The 18,867-nt window shown below is 63.1% G+C and carries 14 protein-coding genes and 1 riboswitch; of the genes, 5 read left to right on the top strand and 9 right to left on the bottom strand.

The annotated features are described in order from the left end of the window. Positions 1-17: 17 nt before the first annotated feature. From helD to I8J29_RS00995, 3 genes are all read right to left on the bottom strand, one after another. Positions 18-2,468, bottom strand: coding sequence for an RNA polymerase recycling motor HelD (gene helD / locus I8J29_RS01005; RefSeq protein WP_208845727.1), 2,451 nt, complete (start codon positions 2,466-2,468; stop codon positions 18-20). Between the two features lie 308 nt (positions 2,469-2,776). Further along, positions 2,777-4,006: a multidrug effflux MFS transporter gene (locus I8J29_RS01000; RefSeq protein ID WP_208845726.1), complete on the bottom strand. Its 1,230-nt coding sequence runs from the start codon at positions 4,004-4,006 to the stop codon at positions 2,777-2,779. Positions 4,007-4,383: 377 nt separating this feature from the next. Beyond that, on the bottom strand, positions 4,384-5,238 hold the full coding sequence (locus tag I8J29_RS00995; RefSeq protein WP_208845725.1) for a phytanoyl-CoA dioxygenase family protein: 855 nt from the start codon (positions 5,236-5,238) through the stop codon (positions 4,384-4,386). A gap of 130 nt (positions 5,239-5,368) precedes the next feature. Between I8J29_RS00995 and I8J29_RS00990 the strand changes: the two genes are divergently transcribed. Next, positions 5,369-6,175: a helix-turn-helix domain-containing protein gene (locus tag I8J29_RS00990; protein ID WP_208845724.1), complete on the top strand. Its 807-nt coding sequence runs from the start codon at positions 5,369-5,371 to the stop codon at positions 6,173-6,175. A gap of 80 nt (positions 6,176-6,255) precedes the next feature. Here the strand turns inward: I8J29_RS00990 and I8J29_RS00985 are convergent, their stop codons facing one another. The 4 genes from I8J29_RS00985 to I8J29_RS00970 all read right to left on the bottom strand — a co-directional run bounded on the left by I8J29_RS00985 (position 6,256) and on the right by I8J29_RS00970 (position 12,476). Beyond that, positions 6,256-7,212 (bottom strand): ring-cleaving dioxygenase, encoded by a 957-nt coding sequence (locus I8J29_RS00985; RefSeq protein ID WP_208845723.1) that lies wholly within the window; start codon positions 7,210-7,212, stop codon positions 6,256-6,258. Positions 7,213-7,515: 303 nt separating this feature from the next. Then, positions 7,516-9,435: a PAS domain S-box protein gene (locus I8J29_RS00980; protein WP_208845722.1), complete on the bottom strand. Its 1,920-nt coding sequence runs from the start codon at positions 9,433-9,435 to the stop codon at positions 7,516-7,518. A 124-nt stretch (positions 9,436-9,559) separates the two neighbouring features. Next, the gene (locus tag I8J29_RS00975; protein WP_208845721.1) at positions 9,560-10,831 is read right to left on the bottom strand and encodes an FAD-binding protein; all 1,272 of its coding nucleotides are present in this window, start codon (positions 10,829-10,831) and stop codon (positions 9,560-9,562) included. Positions 10,832-11,042: 211 nt separating this feature from the next. After that, a complete protein-coding gene (locus I8J29_RS00970; RefSeq protein WP_208845720.1) occupies positions 11,043-12,476 on the bottom strand; it encodes an amino acid permease in 1,434 nt (477 codons plus the stop codon). A gap of 138 nt (positions 12,477-12,614) precedes the next feature. Then, positions 12,615-12,801: riboswitch (Lysine riboswitch) on the bottom strand. Positions 12,802-13,007: 206 nt separating this feature from the next. Between I8J29_RS00970 and I8J29_RS00965 the strand changes: the two genes are divergently transcribed. From I8J29_RS00965 to I8J29_RS00955, 3 genes are read left to right on the top strand one after another with little or no spacing between them, the layout of a single operon-like run. Next, positions 13,008-14,495 (top strand): spore germination protein, encoded by a 1,488-nt coding sequence (locus I8J29_RS00965; protein WP_208845719.1) that lies wholly within the window; start codon positions 13,008-13,010, stop codon positions 14,493-14,495. Between the two features lie 53 nt (positions 14,496-14,548). Next, positions 14,549-15,634: a Ger(x)C family spore germination protein gene (locus I8J29_RS00960; protein ID WP_208845718.1), complete on the top strand. Its 1,086-nt coding sequence runs from the start codon at positions 14,549-14,551 to the stop codon at positions 15,632-15,634. Between the two features lie 5 nt (positions 15,635-15,639). Then, a complete protein-coding gene (locus tag I8J29_RS00955) occupies positions 15,640-16,749 on the top strand; it encodes a GerAB/ArcD/ProY family transporter (RefSeq protein WP_208845717.1) in 1,110 nt (369 codons plus the stop codon). A 103-nt stretch (positions 16,750-16,852) separates the two neighbouring features. Here the strand turns inward: I8J29_RS00955 and I8J29_RS00950 are convergent, their stop codons facing one another. Continuing rightward, on the bottom strand, positions 16,853-17,665 hold the full coding sequence (locus tag I8J29_RS00950) for an SDR family NAD(P)-dependent oxidoreductase (RefSeq protein ID WP_208845716.1): 813 nt from the start codon (positions 17,663-17,665) through the stop codon (positions 16,853-16,855). 308 nt (positions 17,666-17,973) lie between these two features. On the opposite strand from I8J29_RS00950, the gene I8J29_RS00945 reads away from it, so the two are divergent. Then, a complete protein-coding gene (locus tag I8J29_RS00945) occupies positions 17,974-18,435 on the top strand; it encodes a hypothetical protein (protein ID WP_338113000.1) in 462 nt (153 codons plus the stop codon). A 185-nt stretch (positions 18,436-18,620) separates the two neighbouring features. Here I8J29_RS00945 and I8J29_RS34120 read toward each other — a convergent pair whose 3' ends face one another. After that, positions 18,621-18,833, bottom strand: coding sequence for a KGG domain-containing protein (locus tag I8J29_RS34120; RefSeq protein ID WP_208845715.1), 213 nt, complete (start codon positions 18,831-18,833; stop codon positions 18,621-18,623). Positions 18,834-18,867 lie beyond the last annotated feature (34 nt).

Below are 18,867 nucleotides of genomic sequence, written 5' to 3'. Positions count from 1 at the left end.
CATGACCGGCGCGCGCTTCATTCGCGCGGTCCGATCGGCTCCGCCGCCGTCTCGTACAACGCCGGATCCAGCGCGCGCACGAACGGCGACCATGCCCCGGCGGCGTACAGCGTCAGCCGGTGCATCGCGCGCGTGCACGCCGTATAGAACAGCTTCCGTTCGCTTTCCTGCGCGTACGCTTCCTCCCCGGCGTCATGGATCAGCACGGCGTCGAACTCCACGCCCTTGGCGAGGTAGGCGGGGATGACCATGATCCCCTTCTCGTAGGACGGCGATGCCTTGTCGATGAGCCGCGCGTCCTCGCGGCCGCAAGCGGCCAGCGCGCGGCGGGCGGCCTCGGCCTCCGCGGCCGTCTTCGTCACGACGGCCACGGAGCCGAAGCCTTCCGCGGTCAGCGCGGCGAGATCCGCGGCGATGCGCTTCGCCCGCGCGTCGCCGCTCTCCGTCCGGACGAGCAGCGGCTTGGGACCCGGCCGGTCGAACGGCACGATCTCTTCGCCGCCCGCCAGCATCGCGCGCGTGAAGGCCGCGATTTCCCGCGTGGACCGGTAGCTGCGCGCGAGCCGGATCACGTTCGTGTCCGCTTCGCCGTACAGCCGGAGCAGCGGCGACTCCGCGCCGCCCAGCTCGGTGGCCTGCGCGAAGATCGCCTGGCCGAAGTCGCCGAGCACCGTCATGCGCGCATGCGGAAACAGCTTGCGAAGATACGCGTACTGAAACACCGAATAGTCCTGTCCTTCGTCGACGAAGACATGCCGCACCTGCGTATTCGTCCGGACGCCCTCGATCAGCTCCTTCAGGTACAAATACGGCGTCGCGTCCTCGTAGAACAGCTCGCGCCGGTTCAGCTTCTCCGCCGTCTGGCGGCAAATCTCCGCCCACTCCGCCGGCGCGTCCGTCCCGTTCGTCAGCTCCGCGTAGGCGGACCCGCTCTCGAACAACCGGCCGTACATGCCCGCGAAGTCGAGGAACTTCAACCGTTTCACGCTCCGCCGCAGCGGCTTGAAGCGCTCCTTCACGATCGTCTTGCGGAGCAGCGCTTCTTCCCGGTCGGCCAGGTCGAACACGTCCTCGACCCGTTCGCGCCGGTTATGGATCGCGTCGTCGGCTTCGACGTACTGCTCGGCGAACATGAAGATGCCTTCGTCGCGCCGGTATTCCTGCAGCAGCTCGTCGTACGATTCGGCATATTGCCCCCGGTCGAGGTATTGCGCCTTTTCCTGCGCCCACTGCGCCTTCCGTTCCTTCCGCTCCAGCGCGGCCAGCTCGCGCAGCAGCCATTCCTGCAGCAGCGCGACGCGGTTCGGCAGCCGGATCGAACGATCGAAGCCGTAGAAGCGGGCCGCCATGTCCTCCGCCGAGATGAGCTCCCGGCCCATGAACCGGATGCCGGCGAAGCGCAGCCCTTCCTCCCCGAGCCGCGCCGCGTACGCGTCGAGCGCCAGCCGGTACGCCTCGGAAGCCTTGTATGCCATCCCCGCCATACGGGCGCCGTAGTCCGGCGCTTCCGTTTGCGTCAACGCGTATTCGATCTGGTCGAACGGATCCTCGAGCCGGAACGACTTGCCGAGCCAATAGTCGAGGTAATCCTGGAACGTCGTCTGCTGCATGTTTTCCTCGCCGAGCTCCGGGAGCACCGTGGAGACGTAGCCGTTAAAGAGCGGATTCGGCGAGAACAGCACGATCTGGTCCGCCTTGAGCCGGTCCCGGTATTTGTACAGCAGGTACGCGGCCCGCTGCAGGGCGGCCGACGTCTTCCCGCTGCCGGCCGCGCCCTGCACGATCAGCATGCGGCTGCGATCGTCGCGGATGACGGCGTTCTGCTCGCGCTGGATCGTCGCGACGATGGATTTCATGCGGTTGTCGGCGCCGTGGCCGAGCACCTGCTGCAGCAGTTCGTCCCCGATCGTCACGCTCGCGTCGAACACGCTCCGCAGCTCGCCGTCCTGAATGCGGTACTGCCGCTTCAGCGTCATGGTTCCGCCGACCGTGCCGCCGGGCGTATCGTAAGACGCGGGTCCCGGAACGTGGTCGTAATACAGGCTCGCGACCGGCGTGCGCCAGTCGTATACGAGGAAGCTCATCGCGTCCTCGTCGGCGAACGACGAGACGCCGATGTAGACGGGCTCCTCGCCGGACTCGCCCGCTTCGCGAAAATCGACGCGGCCGAAATAAGGCGACGCCTGCAGCCGCCGGAGATTGTTCCGCTGCCGCAGCAGCAGCCGCTGGCTGCGTTCCCGTTCGGCCAGCACCGCTTCCTGCTGCCGGATGCTGAAGAACGTCTCCTCGTAGTCCTCCGACGTGCTCGTATTGACCGTGACCTCTTCCCAAAACCGCTTCCGAATGTCCGCCGCCTGTTCATGCAGCCCGTCGACCTGCGGATCCAGCTCGGCGATTTTGGCCGCTAATTTAGCCTCCACCAGCGTCAGCCGTTCCCGTTCCCGTCCCCAGTCCGTTGCGTTGCTCATGCCGACAACACGCTCCTTTGCGTCATGTAATGGAGAATGCAAACGATGAGTTGACATTCCGTGCGTCCCTGTGTTATCATTTAATTGTAAGTTAAGATAGCCTTACTTCACCCACAATTAAAAAACAGACACAATGGAGACTTCATCTTACCATAGCGTTTCGCGATGCGCAATACATAAAGCCGCAGGCATTTGCCTGCGGCTTTTTTAAATTTGCCATAACAGTCGCCTGTCGATGGCGGAGCGTATCTCGGACAGGACGGTACGCGGCGCTTAACCGCCGCTTACCGCGCCCCTTTCTTGCGCCCTTACGAGCTCAGCTTCTGGCGGACGGGAACGTTGACGCCCGGCTGCTTCTTCTTTTGCGCCAAGCCGTAATACGCGAGCAGCGCCAGCATGCTCGTCGACAGGATGATCACGCCCATCGGCACGGCCGAGTATTCGCCGGCGACGCCGACCAAGGGCGAGGTGACCGCGCCGAGCACGAACGGCAGCAATCCGAGGAGCGCCGACGCGCTGCCGGCCATGTGGCTTTGGGATTCCATCGCGAGGGAGAACGACGCCGTCGACGTGATCCCGATGGACGCCACGAAGCAGAACAACGGCGCGACGAGCGCGAACAACGGCCCGTGCAGCAGGATGACCGCGAGCGCCGTCAGGCTCGCCGCTGCGGACAGCAGCAGCCCGAATACGAGGAACTGCCGCTCCGAGAACTTGCCGTTCAGCCGGCCGACCAGCTGCGAGCCGATGATCAGGCTGATGCCGTTCGAGCCGAACAAGACCGCGAACAGCTGCGGCGATGCGCCGTAAATCTTCTGATAGATGAACGGCGTGCCGGACACGTACGCGAAGACCCCGCCGATCATAATACCCTGCGCCAGCGCGTAGCCGAGAAACTGCCGGTCGCGAACGAGCGTTTGGATTCCCTGGAACAGCTGGCCGAAATTGCTGGCCATTCTCCTTTCCGGCGGCAGCGTCTCCTTCAGCCCCGCGGTCGCGAGCAGCACGAGCGTGATGCCGACCGCGCCGAGCACGACGAACACGCCGACCCACGTCGTGAACGAGATGACGCCGCTGCCCGCCACCGGAGCGATGAGCGGGAACAGGTTGTTGACGAGCATGAGCATCGAGAAGAACCGGGTCAGCTCCGGCCCGCTGTACAGGTCGCGGACGACCGCCCGCGAGATGACGATGCCCGCGGAAGCGGCGAAGCCTTGAATGAAGCGGGCCGCGATGAAGACGTAGATGTTCGGCGACACCGCGCAGGCGAACGACGCCAGCAGGTACAGCGCGAGCGAAATAATGACGGGCCGGCGGCGTCCGTGAACGTCGCTCAGCGGCCCCATGATGATTTGGCCGAGCCCGAGGCCGATCAGACAGGCCGTCAGGCTTAATTGCACGAGCGATGCCTTCGTGCCGAAGTCGGCCGTGATTTCGGGAAACGACGGCAGGTACATGTCGATCGTAAGCGGTCCGAGCGCCGAGAAGGCGCCGAGCAGCAGCACGAGCCGCCAACGGTTGTTAGGTTGTGGTTGCACGCGGGTTCTCCTATCCTGGATCTTTTTTCTCTACGGCGGCTTGCGGCGAAACGAGAAGCGTAGATAACGTCGCGAATGCTCGCCGGCAACCGGTCGCGCGGGCAGCTCCCCTCTGCCCTGCTCCGCCGTTCTTGGCCGGCTCTTCCGGTCGCGCGAAGCGTTCGCCTAGACGTGTATCCATTATAGGCGGAGTTCTCCCCGCCCGGAAGAAGTGAAATCTTGAATAGCAGGTTACATTTAGTATAGTAGCTATCCTGTTCAGACAGCGCAAAGACCCTCCACGTCGCCTGATACCCGGCTTTGTCCGGGCCGCCGAGCGGAGGGCCATCGCTTACCATCATCCGGGATCCAGCCGAGCTAACGCCGACGGCTCCCGCTTAAGCCGGGTTCGGAGGCGAGACCGGCGCGTCTTTGTAATGGGCGCGCGGCTTCTTGCCGCTCCAGCGGTCGTCGATCTCCTCGTGCGCGGGCTGATAGCGCGTGTCGACGCTGAGCCGGTACTGGTTCGTCGTGTTCTCGAGCGAGCAGTGCATGAGGTACATGCCGAAGATGAGTACGTCGCCCGCTTGGTACTCCGTCGTCGCCCACTGCCCGCCGAACTTGCCCGTAATGACGAGGGGATCATCCGTATAATGGCCGACGCCGTCCCGGTCCGAGTCCTTGGAGCCGTACGTCCGCTTCAGGTCTTCGAACCGATGGGACCCCAAGCACAGCGCGAGCCCGCCCGTCCGGTAATCGACGTCGCCGAGCGGCGTCCAGACGGTGTACAGGTTATGCGTGCCGCGGCCCATATAGACGATGTCGTAATGCGCCCCCGTGTAATCGCCCCCGCCGACAGCCCGAAGCCACTTGTAATGGTACGTCAGCGAAGACGCCCCGAACAATCGGTCGAAAAAGCCCATGATCGCGCTGCCGTTCAGCACGTTCAGCAGCTCCGGCAGATCCTCGTTCGTCCCGCCCAAGAAGAGCGATTTGGAACCGTCCGCCATGACGGCCTCCTCCAACAGCGTATCCCGCTCGAGCTTGCCCATCCGCCGCATCTTCTCGAGCACGGCCCGCCTCGCCGTCAGTACGTCCTCCCGGTCGTGAAAGCCGCGCAGCAGCAGATAGCCGTCCTCCGCCAGCCTCGCGCGCAGCGCTTCGATATCGTCCGCGATCCCGCTCGAATCCCTCAGCTCCGTCAAATCCGGCCCGCCGAGCTCCAGCTCCCGGCTTCCGACTTTTACGTACATCGCCTGCCACCCTCTCCATGCCGTGATAGCTTCATTGTACGGGCCGCAAGCGCTTCCGGCCATGGAAGACCATCGCGAAAACATGTATAATCGTACACAAAGACGCGCTGACAGGGGGGAACGAACGGCAATGGCCTACATGAATATTCCCTACGGGCTCGACGACTCTGTCGACCTGCCCGATTTCCGTTTCAAGATGATCTGGAAGGTGCACGCGGACGACAGCTACCAAGCGGCGCAGCCGAAAGGCTTTCCGTATCCCGGCATCTTCGTGACGTTCGAAGGAAGAGGCCGCTTCGAATCCGGAGGCGTTTCGCGCGGGCTGGAAGCCGGCACGTACATGATCGTCCGTCCGGGCGAGCCTTGCGCCTACCGCTGCGTAGGCGGCGACTGGAAATTCTGCTTCCTCCACTTCGATCCGCTCGACATGGCGCTTCAGCTGGAACTCGCCGTCGGAGAGCCGACGACTACCTCCATGCTGCCGGAAGCATCCCTGCTGTGCGAGCGCCTGATCGACTGCCTCATCGTCCATCCGGTCGGCTACGGCTTCACCGCGCAGCATGCGGCGCAGGAGCTGCTGCTCGTCTTGGCGCGCGAACAGGCGGCGAACGCCCGGAGCCGCCATCCCGAGCTGGACGGGATCCTGTTCCGCATGCATCAGCGGATCGGCGAACCGCCGCCGATCGACGACTTCGTGCGGCGCAGCGGCCTGTCGCGCACCGCGTTCTTCGCGCGCTTCCGTGCCCGCACCGGCATGTCGCCGGCCCGGTACATGCAGGAGCTGCGGCTCGCGTCCGCCAAAGCGGCGCTGGAGACGACGAACGCCGCCGTGAAAGAAATCGCGGCGGCGCTCGGGTTCTATGACGAATTCCATTTCTCCAAACTGTTCAAGCAGCGCTACGGCGCTGCGCCCCGCGATTATCGCCGCGGGCGGTAGCCCTCGCGGCGTTCAAGCCGCTATAAGCGGTTCAGCGGCGGTGCAGCGGCTAAGCGCCGCTCCCGATCCGGGCGCGACGCTTAGCCCAAGCCGTCCGCGTCATCCGTCGCCCGCACGGCGATCGGCGGCAAGCCCCGTTCCAGCTCCGCCCGGTTCGGCTCGAACCAGGCCGGCAGCATCAGCTTCCGCCCCAGCTCGCCGGACGGCTCGTCCCGCGCGAAGCCCGGGGGATCCGTGGCGATTTCGAAGAGGATGCCGCCTTCGTCGCGAAAATACACCGCTTTGAAATACTGCCGGTCCTTGATCTCCGTCGGCTTCAGGCCGAAGCCGACGATCCGCTCCCGCCAGGCCGCAAGCGCGTCCTCGTCCGGCGCGCGGAACGCGATATGGTGCACCGTGCCGACGCCGCCCTTCCCCCATTCGAGGTTCGAAAGCGGCAGATCGATCACGCCGCCGATCGCCGACGACGACCGGTACCTCGCGTATTCGCCGTCCTCGTCCGTCTTGGCGAGGCCGAGAATCGTCTCGAGCACGGCGGCGGTCCGGGCGTGATCCCGGCTGAACAGCACCGCGCCGCCGAAGCCCTTGATGCCCCGGCCGGCCGGTATGCCCGCGTACGCGGCGCTCCGCTCGGCGCCTTCCTCCCGCTCGATCAGCTCCATCCGCAGTCCCTCGGCGTTCGCGAAGCGCACGTACGTTTCGCCGAATCTCGCTTCCCTTTCGGTCGCGACGCCGCGGTCCGACAAGCGCTCCTCCCAGTAGCCGGCGGTTCCCGGCGGCACGGCGAACGTCGTCACCCCGACCTGTCCCCCGCCGACTTGGCCGACGCGCGCGCGGGCGGAAGGGAAGAATGTAATCACCGTGCCGGGCGAGCCCGCTTCGTCGCCGAAATAGAGATGATACGTATCGGTCGCGTCGAAATTGACCGTCTGCTTGACGAGGCGGAGCCCCAGCACGCCTGTATAAAAGTCCACGGTCGCCTGAGGGTCTCGCGAGAACGCCGTAATGTGGTGAATGCCTGCCGTCCGATCGGTCATGTTGATCGCTCCTTATTTTCCGCTTCTGATCGTCCTCTTTCTTCCTGCCTCTTCGTCTGTGCCTAATCATCCGCCCTTCTTCGTTCGGGCGTCTTCGATCCGCCGCTTCCGCTCGCCTGCTTGTCCTGCGTCCGTTCTTCTCCATGCTGTCATGGCGGCGCGTTCCTTGTCAAGCGCTCCCGTACGTGCGCATGCGCATCGCGGCCGTTTCCGCGGCGCTGCCAACGCCAAAAAAAGCGCCCCTCGCAGGGCGCTTGGCGTTTCGGCCGATCGGAGATCAGGCATGCCGTACCCTGGAAACGTCTAGGTTACGGCTTTCCAGTCTTCGCACGTGCGGATGATCTGCGCGACGGCCTCCATCTGGATCGGCTTGCTGATGTATTCGTCCATGCCTGCCGCGATATAGCGTTCCCGGTCGCCCTTCAAGGCATGCGCCGTGACGGCCACGATGTAAGGCCGTTCGTTCCCCGCCAGCATGTCCTTGATATGCTTGGTCGCCTGGATGCCGTCCATCAGCGGCATTTGGATGTCCATGAAAATAATGTCGTACGGCATCCGCTTCACCGCTTCGATCGCGTCGGCGCCGTTCGAGACGACGGTGGAGTTGTAGCCGAGCTTTTCCATCATCTTCTTCAGCACCATCTGGTTCACTTCGTTGTCTTCGGCGATCAGGATGCGCAGCGAATTGTCGTACGGCGATTCCTTCGCTCCTGCCTCCTGCGTTTGGTGCGCCGGATCCTCGAGGAGACCGAACTTCCCCGTGAACACGAAGGTCGATCCCGGCTGCTCGCCGTTATCCTCGTGCCAGATCTCGCCTTCCATCAGATGGACGAGCTTCTTGCAGATGGCCAGCCCGAGCCCGGTGCCCTCGAACTGCCGCGTCATGAAATAATCCGCCTGGTAGAACGGATCGAACAGATGGGGCACCTTGTCCGGCGGCACCCCGAGTCCGGTATCGCGGATGGAGAAGCGCAGCCGGATGCGGTCTCTCTCCATGCCGCCGCACTTGACGTGAACGGCGATCGCGCCGTTCGGCGTGAACTTGATCGCGTTGCTGAGCAGATTCATCAGCACCTGCCTCAGCTTGGTCACGTCCCCCATCAGCATCGGAGGCACGTCCGGCTCGATGGACGTCCGCAGATCGAGGTTCTTCTCGAGCGTTTTCGGCAAAATGACGTTCAGCGTATCCGACAGCGTCGTCCGGACGTTGAACGGTTCCTCCACGATCTCGGACTTGCCCGATTCGATTTTGGAGAAATCGAGAATATCGTTGATGATCGCGAGCAGCGTCGCCCCGCTCTTCTTGATGATCTGGACGTACTCGTTTTGCTCGTCGTCCAGCGCCGTCTGAAGAATCAGGTCCGTCATGCCGATGACGCCGTTCATGGGCGTGCGGATTTCGTGGCTCATCATGGCCAGAAAATCGCTCTTCGCCCGGTTCGTCTTCTCCGCCGCCTCTTTCTCGATAATGAGCCGCTTCTGCTCCGTCATGTCCTTCGCGATCAGATAGAAGCCGACGTTCTTGCCGTGAATGATGATCGGCGCGATCGTCGCCAGCACCTCCACCTCGTGGCCGCTCTTGTGGCGCACGTGGGTGATGCCGTTCTCGGCCGCCGCGTAATCTTCCAGCGCGAGCAGCACGTTGCGCAGATTCGCTTCCCCGATCAGGTTGGCGATGCTCGTCCCGATCAGGTCCGGTATGCGGTAACCGGTCAGCTGCTCGGTCATGTTGTTGCCATTGATGATCTTGCCGTCCAGCGAGAACGAGACGATGGCGTCATGGTTGTATTTTTTGAGCGACGTGTAGCGTTCGATGCTCTCCTGCAGCTTCAACTCCGTCGCCTTGCTGGCCGTGATGTCCAACACCTGCGCGATATAATAGAGCGGTAGGCCGTCCTCCTCGGAGCGCGCCAGCGAGATGTGCAGGGACGTCCAGATGGTACCGCCGCGATGCGCGAACGGCTTCTCGATTTCGATCGTGTGGAGCTTTCCTTCGACCAGCTCCTGCATCAGGCGCGCGTTGACGCCGGCATCGTCCGCATAGATGAAGCCCGCCGCGGGCAGACTGAGCAATTCTTCTTCCGAGATGCCGAAGATGCGGCAGACGGCCGGATTCACGCTGATCCAATTGCCCTCGAGCGACACGACCGCGATGCCGATGGGCGCGTGCTTAAAGGCGTGTTCAAATACCGATTGCTGACCGACCACGTCCAATTCCTGCATGAAGCCTACCTCCCGACGAGCCGCATGGTACCCGTTGATTCTTGGGGAAGCTCCCCGATGCCGCGCCGGACGGATGCTTTTTTACCCCTAGAATAACTAAACGTTTCCCGCGGAATCGAAACAGCTAGCTGCCGCTTTCGGCGATAAATTTTTGTAAAAACGCGTTGCGGAACTTGCCCTCCGGGTCGCAGGCCGCCGCCAGGCGCCGAAATTCGGGCAGCTGCGCGTACAGCGGGCGAAGGCGCTCCGGCGCCATCGTGAACAGCTTCCCCCAGTGCGGACGGGCCCCGAACGGCGCGAGGCGCTCCTCGATGACCGGCAGCAGCCGGCGGACGGCTTCCCAGTCCGGCTTCCACGTGAAATGGATGCCAACCGCATCCTGCCCGTAACTCGGGCTCAGCCACAGGCGGTCGGCCGCGACGCTGCGCACCTCGGTCACGTAAAGCAGCGGCGCGATCGACTCGCGCAGCTCCGCGACGGCGCTCAGCGCCTCGAAGGCTTGCGTCCGCGGCACGAAAAATTCGCTCTGCAGCTCCTCGCCCGCGCTCGGCGTGAACGCCATCCGGAAATGCGGCAGGCGGTCATGCCACGGTCCCGGCACGCCGAGCTGCGCGCTGCAATTCTCCGCGGAGAAGCCCGGCACCGGATGAAGCGGCGATGCAGCCGGAGTCGCGCCGGCCCGTTCCGCGGCCGAAGGACCGTCCGCCGACTCGCCCGCTTTGCGCTTAACCCACGCCTGATTGAAGCCCACCTGCTTCCAATCCGTGAACAGGCTGACGCTGTACGCGCTCGACATAACGTCGTCGAAGCCCGTCTCGAGCGCCGCGAGCGGCAAATTCTCGTAGACGGTCTGGGCGACGTCGAACGCCGGCACGAGGTCCAGCGTCAGCTTCGCGACGACGCCGAGCGCGCCGAGCCCGACGACCGCGCCGTGAAAGTCGCCCGTCTCGTCGTCCCGGGAGAACGAGACCAGCTCGCCGTCCGCCCGGACGAGCTCGAGCCCCGCCACGGCCGTGGCCAGGTTCCCGTTCCGGACGCCGGAGCCGTGCGTCGCCGTCGCGACGGCGCCCGCGACCGTAATATGCGGAAGCGACGCCAAATTATGCAGCGCGAAGCCGTTGTCGTGCAAATAGCCGCACAGGTCGCCGTACCGGATCCCGCCTTCGACCGTCACCCGGCGGCGTTCGCGGTCGAGCAAGACGACGCGGTTCAGCTTCTGCGTCGAGATATGCGTCCCTTCCGTATCGGCGATGTCGTTGAACGAATGACGCGTGCCGAGCGCCTTGACCGTGCTGCCGCCAGCCGTCAATTCCTGCAGCTGCGCGACCGATTCGGGATACTGAACGTTCGAGGCGGCGTACGCGAGATTGCCGGCCCAATTGCGATGCTGTTCCATTGATTCATTCCTCCATGCGAGCGCGAATGTTGGTGGTGCTGCCGCATACCGTCGTATCCGGTTGCCTTCATACACTTCGCGAACGGCGCGCGATTCCCTCCCGTGGACGCGGCGCCGCGGCAAACAAAAAGAGCGAAGGCCCGCCGCGGCCTCCGCTCTTGCCTCTGTCTTCGGCCTTGAGTTCGGGGCGCATCCGGCAGTTCGCCTCCGATCAGCCTTCTTCCGTCTCCAAGTCGCATGCCTCCGGCTTCAGCAGCCTCGTGCCGTGCTTCCATTTGTACCCGAGCCAGATGGCCAGGAACAGCGGGATGCCGATATAGGAGGCGAACAGGAACGTCCAGTCGACCTTGCCGTCCGAGACGGCGCCGATGCTTTGGCCGACGATGACGGCCATGCACATCGCGCCGGCCAGGATCGGTCCGAACGGGAACCATTTCGACCGGTACGGCAAATCCGCGAGCGACCGTCCCTGCGCGGCATACGCCTTGCGGAACCGGTAATGGCTGACCGAGATGCCGAGCCAGGCGATGAAGCCGGACATGCCGGAGGCGTTCAGCAGCCAGACGTACACTTGACCGTCGCCGAAGAACGACGCCAGGAACGCCAGCATGCCGACGGCGGCCGTCGCGAGCAGCGCGGGCACCGGGACGCCGCGGGCGTTCAGCCGGGCGAACGCCCGCGGCGCCTTGCCTTCCTTCGCCAGCACCCACAGCATGCGCGCGGAAGCGTACATGCCGGAGTTGCCGGCCGAGAGCACCGAGCTCAGGATGACGGCGTTCATGACGGACGCGGCCAGGCTGAGGCCGGCCTTCTCGAAAATAATCGTGAACGGGCTGGCCGTCACGCTGTCGCTCGACAGCGTATCCGCGGCAGAAGGAATCAGCATCCCGACGACGAAGATCGCCAGGACGTAGAAGAGCAGAATCCGCCAAAACACGCTGCGGATGGCGCGCGGCACGTTCCGCCGCGGATCCTCGGATTCGCCGGCCGCGATCCCGACGAGCTCCGTGCCCTGGAACGAGAAGCCGGCGGCCATGCAGACGCCGAGCACGGACAAGAATCCGCCCGAGATCGGCGCGTCGCCGGCCGCGAAGTTGCGGAAGCCGACCGCGTGTCCGTTCCAGATGCCGACGATCATGAGCAGGCCGATCGCGATGAAGAGGACGACCGTCACGATCTTGATCATGGCGAACCAGTATTCCGACTCGCCGTAGCCTTTGACGGACAGCAGATTGAGGCCGACCATGAGCGCGAGGAACAGCGCGCTCCAGAGGAACGACGGGCTGTCCGGCAGCCAGAATTTGATGATGAGCGTCGCCGCGGACAGCTCCGCCGCGATCGTGATGGCCCAGTTATACCAGTAATTCCAGCCCAGTGCGTAGCCGAGGGACGGATCCACGAATTTCGCCGCGTACGTGCTGAACGTGCCGGATACGGGCATGTACGTCGCCATCTCCCCGAGACTCGTCACGAGAAAATACACCATGATGCCGATGACGCTATAAGCGAGCAGCGCGCCTCCCGGCCCCGCGTCGTGAATGGCGCCGCCGCTCGCGAGGAACAAGCCCGTGCCGATCGAACCGCCGAGGGAAATCATCGTCATATGGCGCGATTTCAACCCCCTGCGGAGTGAATGGTTATCCATGAAATCTATCTCCTTTACTTCGTGCCGTATTGTCGCAGCCGCGGCTCCCGGCCGGCCGTTCGCCGGCGCGCGGATCCGCGGACGCAAAAAAGCCGCCTCGCGGAACAAGGCAGCTTTGCGACTCCCTCATGCGTCCTGGACCTTGATAGCGCAACATGCCCCGCGAACGCGGCGGCATGACAGTTCCGCTCCTTTCGGAAGCGGCCCCAGCCGGGACGGTCAGCAAACCGCCGCGGCTTCGGCGACGATGCCTTTCCGGCGGAATCGGCAGCCTTGCCGGGCTTCCTCCGTCGTACTCTTCATCTTCGCGACCTCTACCTCGCCCAGGCGGACGAGGATTTTAGTAGTTAATCAGACGAACAATTCACTATGTTAACGAGTTGACGAAGCAATGGCAATGGTGCTTTATGGAAAGGCCGCGGCCGCCGGCGCAAGTATAAGATCGCGTTTCGGGGCCACACTACGTTCAGTTCTATCCATGCCAAGAGTTGGGAGGCCGTTTGGCCGTTTCGGGGAAGGAGCGCTGCCGGCATGAAGCCGTCCGAACAGTTCACCATCGATTCGCTCGACCAGCTGCTCTCGATCGTCGGCAAATCCTGCGACTTCTCCCGGATCGGCGTGGAGGCCGGTCCCAATCGCCTGACGCTTAGCTTCTATCCGTCCTTGACGGACGCCCGCGAGCTGCACGACAACCTGCTGCCCGCCCTGCAGCGCATCGAAGCGCCCGTCCGCGCGTGGGCGGATCTCGTCAAATGGCTGCCGTACGACGACGTCGCGCCCGAGACGAAGCCCGCCCGGATAGCGGAGAAGCTGCAGCAAGGCTGCATCCTGATTCAAGCCGACGCCGTCGCGGACGAGGCGCTGCTCGTGAACGTCGCCGACGAAGCGCGGGGGCGCCGTTCGGACAACGATACCGAGAACGAATTCAGCGTCATCGGACCGAAGGCAGGCTTCGTCGAAAATTTGACCGTCAACCTGCATCTGCTGCGGCAGCAGATCGCCATTCCGCAGCTGATTTTCGAAGAACTGACGGTCGGCTCCTTGTCGAAGACGACGGTCGTCCTCGCCTATATCGAGGGCTTGACGAATGCAGAGCTCGTCTCGGCCATGCGCGACCGGATCAAGGACATCGATCTCGATATCGTGTACGACGGCTCGTTCATCGAGCAGGCGATCGCGGACAACTCCAACACGCCCTTCCCGCTCTTCCTGACGACGGAACGGATCGACCGCATCTCGTACGTCATCTCGTCCGGCCAAGTCGCCGTGCTGACGAGCGGCTCGCCCTATGTGTTCTCGGGCCCTTCGACGTTCATGGACTTCTTCGTCTCGCCCGAGGATTATTATTTGAATTGGATTTCCGGCTCCTTCTTCCGGGTCATCCGCTTACTCAGCGTCTTGTTCTCGCTGTTCGCCTCGCCGATCTATATCGCCGTGCTGACTTATCATTTCGAGGTCATTCCGACCCGGCTGCTCCATCCCATCATGCTTTCGGGCCTGCACGTGCCCTTCTCCCCCGTGATGGAGGTGCTGTTCCTGGAAACGACCATCGAGCTGCTGCGGGAAGCCGGCGCCCGGCTGCCGGCCAAGATCGGCCAGACGCTCGGCATCGTCGGCGGCATCGTGATCGGGGAAGCGTCGGTGCAGGCTGCGCTGACCAGCAATATTTTGCTGATTATCGTGGCGTTGTCCGCCTTGGCCTCGTTCACGACTCCGATCTACAAGATGGCCAATACGATTCGGGTGCTGCGCTTCCCGCTCATCCTGCTCTCGGCGCTGCTCGGGGGCTTCGGGATCGTTGTCGGGTTCACCCTCTTGCTGGCCCATCTGCTTCAGCTCAAAAGCTTGGATACGCCGTACCTGGTGCCGTTCTTTCCGTTCCGGAGCGGCAATCTGAACGACAGCCTGATCCGGTCATCGTACCAGTACACGACCAACCGGACGTTGTTCTTGAATCCGCAGCGAACGAAGCGCTATCGGCCCGGCAGGAAGAAGGAAGATATCGATCATGAGGATTGAGCGGCATGAGGATTGAATGGCATGAAGGTTGAAAAGGCATGAAGGTGGATGGCATGAGACCGGATTCGAAACGGCCGCTTCGGCTTGCGCTCTCCCTCCTTCTGCTCGCGGCGCTGCTCGCGGGCTGCGGCAACGCCAATATCGTGAACCGGATTCAGGTCTTGATCGCGGTCGGGTTCGACCGGGAAGGCGGACAATGCGTCGGCACCGCCGCGTATCCGAACTACATTCAGCGCAAAGGCAGCCTTGCGATCCTGAAAGGACGGGGCAAGGAGCCCAAGATGATCATGGATCAGTTCGAACGGGAGTCGCCGAGGAAGGTCCGCTACAACAAGCTCGATACGATCGTCTTCAGCCATGACATCGCGAAGCAAGGCCTCGGCGAGGCGATCAGCACCGTCATACGCGATCCGGCGCTTGGCAGCAACGTGCTGCTGGCCGTATCGTCGTGTTCGGCCGCATCCGTCATCGCGAGCTTGGATCGCCAGGAGCTGGAAAATTCGCCCTATAATATCGTGAAGCAGAACATCCGCAGCGGAGGCGTGCCCGTCTCCAACCTGCATCTCTTCCTGCACGATTATTACGCGGAAGGCAAGGACCCGTCGATGCCGAGCATCACGCTCGACGAGACGCACGCGCTGAAGATCGACGGCTACGCCCTGTTCAAGCAGGATCGTCTGAAGCTCGTGCTGAGCCCGGTCGAAATGACGCTGTTCGAGGTGCTGAACGGCAAACGGGTCCTTGGCGAGCTGCCGTTCGACTACGGCGGGAACCATTACTCGCTTTCGCTCCATAACGGCCGGATGCGGTGGAGCGTCGGAGATGCGCGGCCGGGCGCGTTCCGGTTCGACGTGCGCGTGAACGGCAGCGTTCGGAATTTGCAAGGCAACCGCCTCGCGAGCGACATCGCCCGTTCCGGCCCTTTCGCGGCGGCGATCGAGCTTCAAATGCGGGACCGGCTGCTCGCGCTGCTCCGGAAAATCCAAGCCGCCGGCCTGGATTCGCTCGGCATCGGCGAATGCTACCGCTCCGTGGACCGGAAGTGGAACGCGGCCGCGTTCTACCGCGACGTCTATCCCGTCTTGACCTTCGACGTACGCGTTAAGGCGAATCTACAAAATTCGGGAGCCGGTGAATAACGACCATGAGCTATCAGGCCTCGCTTACCAAAACCGTATCGCCCTATCTCCTTTGGTTTCTGGTGCATAAGTCGCAAACAGGCATTGCCATGCTCGATTTCCAGAGCAAGATCGCCCCGGGAGCCGGTCAGGACGCTTGGGTGTCCGTGCTGCTGACCGGACTCTCCATGCATCTGGTCGTGTTCTTGATTCTGTACGCGCTGAAACACGCGAAGAAGGGCGACGTCATCTCGCTGCATGTCCAACTGTTCGGGAAAGGACTGGGGACGCTGCTGAACGCCGCTTTCCTGCTGTACTTGCTGCTGTTCATCGGCTACCAGCTCACGGCCTATACGCAGGTGATCCAGACGCTCGTGTTTCCGGATAGCCCGGCCTGGCGGATCGCGCTCGTCTTCATCCTGATGTTCGCGTATATCGTGCACGGCGGATTTCGCGTCATTACGGGCATCTCGTTCTGGTTCGTGCTTATTCCGTCCCTGCTGATCGCCACGCTGTTCATCCCGCTGCAGTACGCGGACTGGCGCAATTTCCTGCCGGCGTTCAATCACGCGCTGCCGGATTACGCGCGTTCGGCCGCGAACAGCGTGCCGCTCTACATGGGCGCGGAACTGCTGCTGCTCTACTATCCGTACATCCGGAACAATGCCGATGCATCCAAGTGGGCGCATATCGGCGTTCTGCATACGTACGTCCTCTACTTGATCGTGACCGCCGCGACGTTTGCGTACTATAACCTGGGCGAGCTCGGCCACTCGGTCTGGCCGACGCTCGGCTTGTCCAAGATCATCACGTTCTCCTTCTTGGAGCGCTTCGATTACTTCTACATCTTCAATTGGATTTTCGTCATCACGCCGCCGTGCTGTCTGGCGCTCTGGGGCTGCATGCGCATTCTTCGCGCGTCGACGCCTCTGTCCGGACGGCCGTCGCTCTGGCTCGCGGCGGCCTTCGTTTACGCCCTGGTCGCCTGGCCCAAGGACGCCGCGGCCGTCGAACTGCTCAAAGCAACGGCGCAAGCCGCCGGGAGCGCGCTGCTGTACGGTTACGTCCCCCTGCTCGCGCTGGGGGTGTTCGCGCATAACCTGCTCCGCAAACCGGTCTCGGGCGAAGCCGCCTGAGCCGGTCGCGGCAAAGCGCAAAAGCGGCCGTCCCTTCGGCAGGGACGGCCGCTTGCGCATGCCTGGAGGATCTTTAAGCGCGAACGTGACGGCTCTCGTTCGTTCAATCCGCGAGCAGCGAAACCTGCTCCCAAGCCGCGGCCTCTTCGATCCGCTTGCCGAGCTGGTCCCGGATGCCGAACGTCGCCGTCGAACCGACCGGGAAATGTTCCGGCGGATTCTCGCTGTCGATCATCGCGATGATCGCTTCGACCGCTTTGCTTTGCTCGCCCTTATGGACCGCCGCGTAGCTCTTGTCGAACGCCTCGTAGACCGGGGCGTATTCCGGCAGCCGGTCGGCCTGCTTCATGGATCCGCCCATGAATTCCGTCTTGAAAATGCCCGGCTCGACGATCGTCGTGCGGATGCCGAACGGCGCGAGCTCGGCCGCCATGGCCTTCGAGAAGCCTTCGACCGCGAATTTGGATGCGGCGTAAAGGCTGAAAGCGGGGATCGCCCACACCCCGAAGACCGAGGAGAGATTCACATAGTGGCCGGATCCCTGCCGCTTGAACACGGGCAGCGTTTCGCGGATGACGTCCAGCATCCCGAACACGTTGACGTCGAACTGGCGGCGAATCTGCTCGTCCGTATATTCCTCCAGCATGCCGAAGAGTCCGTAGCCGGCGTTGTTGACGACGATGTCGATCCGGCCGAAGCGTTCGACCGCCTCCCGGACCGCGGCTTGAATTTGCGCCTTGTCCGTAACGTCGAGCGCGGCGACGTGGACGTTGTCCGGCGAGGCGGCTTGCAGATCGGCGATGTCGTCCAGGTTGCGCGCGGTCGCGACGATTTTGTCGCCGGTACCGCTCAGCTGCTCCACGAATTGGCGGCCGAAGCCCGAAGACGTACCCGTAATAAACCATACTTTGCTCATCGTTAAACCTCCGGAAATGAAAGAATGTTTGGTGCGGTGAAGCCGGGAATCAACTTCAGAACGAATCAGAGAACAAGAAAACTAGCGGGCGAATATAAAAAAGACAGACCGTTCATTTTTTATTTAACCATTCAAATCAACCGTTGTCAACGACTATTTCGCGACGCAGGGCGTTTCGCCGATCCCCTTCGTCGGAGGGCGGACGGCAGACGCGCACGGACGCGCTCCGCCGCTGCCCCAATCGTTGACGGATCGCGGCCGGTTCTCTATAATAGCATCCATATTGCCTTATTCATCCAGGAAGGCCGGTGAAGGAATTGCCGCTCGGGTCGTACGAAGACATCATAGAAGGACTCATCGCCAAATCAGGGAGCCGCGCCGCGGTCGCGGTCGAGGACCGTTTTCCCGGAGGCCGGCTGATCGGCGGCAAATACGCCATGCGCAGCCACGCCGTCACGCTGTACCGCGGCGTGATCGCCGAACAGTGCATGCAGCTGTTCGGTTCGGCTGAACGGCTGCGGGAGTACGCGGCCGTCATCCTGGCCCACGAGCTCGGCCATGCGGAAGACGGCGAGCTGCCCGCGCTCGTCGACGCGCTGGAGCGCGGAACCACGGAGCGCGAGCGTCTGGAGACCGCGCTGCGGATCGAAGAGAACGCCTGGCGGTACGCGGAGGCGCTGCTGCCGGAGCGCGACGGCGCGTTCTTCGGCGCGATTGTCGCGGAATCGCTCCGCCCCTACCGGGAGGCGCTCATGGACCAATCCGCCTAAGCCGCGCCGAACCTAAAAAAAAGCGAGCAGCCGTCACGTGCGGCTGCTCGCTTCTTGTTTATGGGTGAATGACGGGATCGCATGAAATCTTACCCTATGAACTCAAACAACGCGTTAACTCGAGCACGATCTGCGTCGGACTCCGCGCCCAGCCGCTCCGTTTCGCCGCGGCCTGAACGGGCCTATTACCTGTCCCGTTGCCTGGCCCTTGCTTCGCCGCCCAGCCTCCCGGCTTCCTCGCGGCTCATTTTGCCGTCGTCCCTTCGCTCGTCGCCCCTGGACTTGCCGCCCTTGGCGCCGATCTCCTGGTAAAATTCCCTGTCGTGTGTCCTCGCGGTCGCTTCTCCACCCATCCGTCCTGCTTCTTCACGGCTCATCTTGCCATCATGCTGTGCCATTACGAATCACTCCTTCAGGTTGATCGCTTGCGAG

Origin of the sequence: Paenibacillus artemisiicola, assembly GCF_017652985.1 — a bacterium.
Classification (GTDB): Bacteria; Bacillota; Bacilli; order Paenibacillales; family Paenibacillaceae; genus Paenibacillus_Z; species Paenibacillus_Z artemisiicola.
This window is presented reverse-complemented; position numbering and strand designations above follow the sequence as displayed.

What these genes read in the sequence shown, in the direction of transcription:
- helD (WP_208845727.1), bottom strand. Translation starts at nt 2,468, where the DNA reads ATGAGCAACGCAACGGACTGGGGACGGGAACGGGAACGGCTGACGCTG.
- I8J29_RS00995 (WP_208845725.1), bottom strand. Translation starts at nt 5,238, where the DNA reads ATGTACGTAAAAGTCGGAAGCCGGGAGCTGGAGCTCGGCGGGCCGGAT.
- I8J29_RS00990 (WP_208845724.1), top strand. Translation starts at nt 5,369, where the DNA reads ATGGCCTACATGAATATTCCCTACGGGCTCGACGACTCTGTCGACCTG.
- I8J29_RS00985 (WP_208845723.1), bottom strand. Translation starts at nt 7,212, where the DNA reads ATGACCGATCGGACGGCAGGCATTCACCACATTACGGCGTTCTCGCGA.
- I8J29_RS00980 (WP_208845722.1), bottom strand. Translation starts at nt 9,435, where the DNA reads ATGCAGGAATTGGACGTGGTCGGTCAGCAATCGGTATTTGAACACGCC.
- I8J29_RS00975 (WP_208845721.1), bottom strand. Translation starts at nt 10,831, where the DNA reads ATGGAACAGCATCGCAATTGGGCCGGCAATCTCGCGTACGCCGCCTCG.
- I8J29_RS00970 (WP_208845720.1), bottom strand. Translation starts at nt 12,476, where the DNA reads ATGGATAACCATTCACTCCGCAGGGGGTTGAAATCGCGCCATATGACG.
- I8J29_RS00965 (WP_208845719.1), top strand. Translation starts at nt 13,008, where the DNA reads ATGAAGCCGTCCGAACAGTTCACCATCGATTCGCTCGACCAGCTGCTC.
- I8J29_RS00960 (WP_208845718.1), top strand. Translation starts at nt 14,549, where the DNA reads ATGAGACCGGATTCGAAACGGCCGCTTCGGCTTGCGCTCTCCCTCCTT.
- I8J29_RS00955 (WP_208845717.1), top strand. Translation starts at nt 15,640, where the DNA reads ATGAGCTATCAGGCCTCGCTTACCAAAACCGTATCGCCCTATCTCCTT.
- I8J29_RS00950 (WP_208845716.1), bottom strand. Translation starts at nt 17,665, where the DNA reads ATGAGCAAAGTATGGTTTATTACGGGTACGTCTTCGGGCTTCGGCCGC.
- I8J29_RS34120 (WP_208845715.1), bottom strand. Translation starts at nt 18,833, where the DNA reads ATGGCACAGCATGATGGCAAGATGAGCCGTGAAGAAGCAGGACGGATG.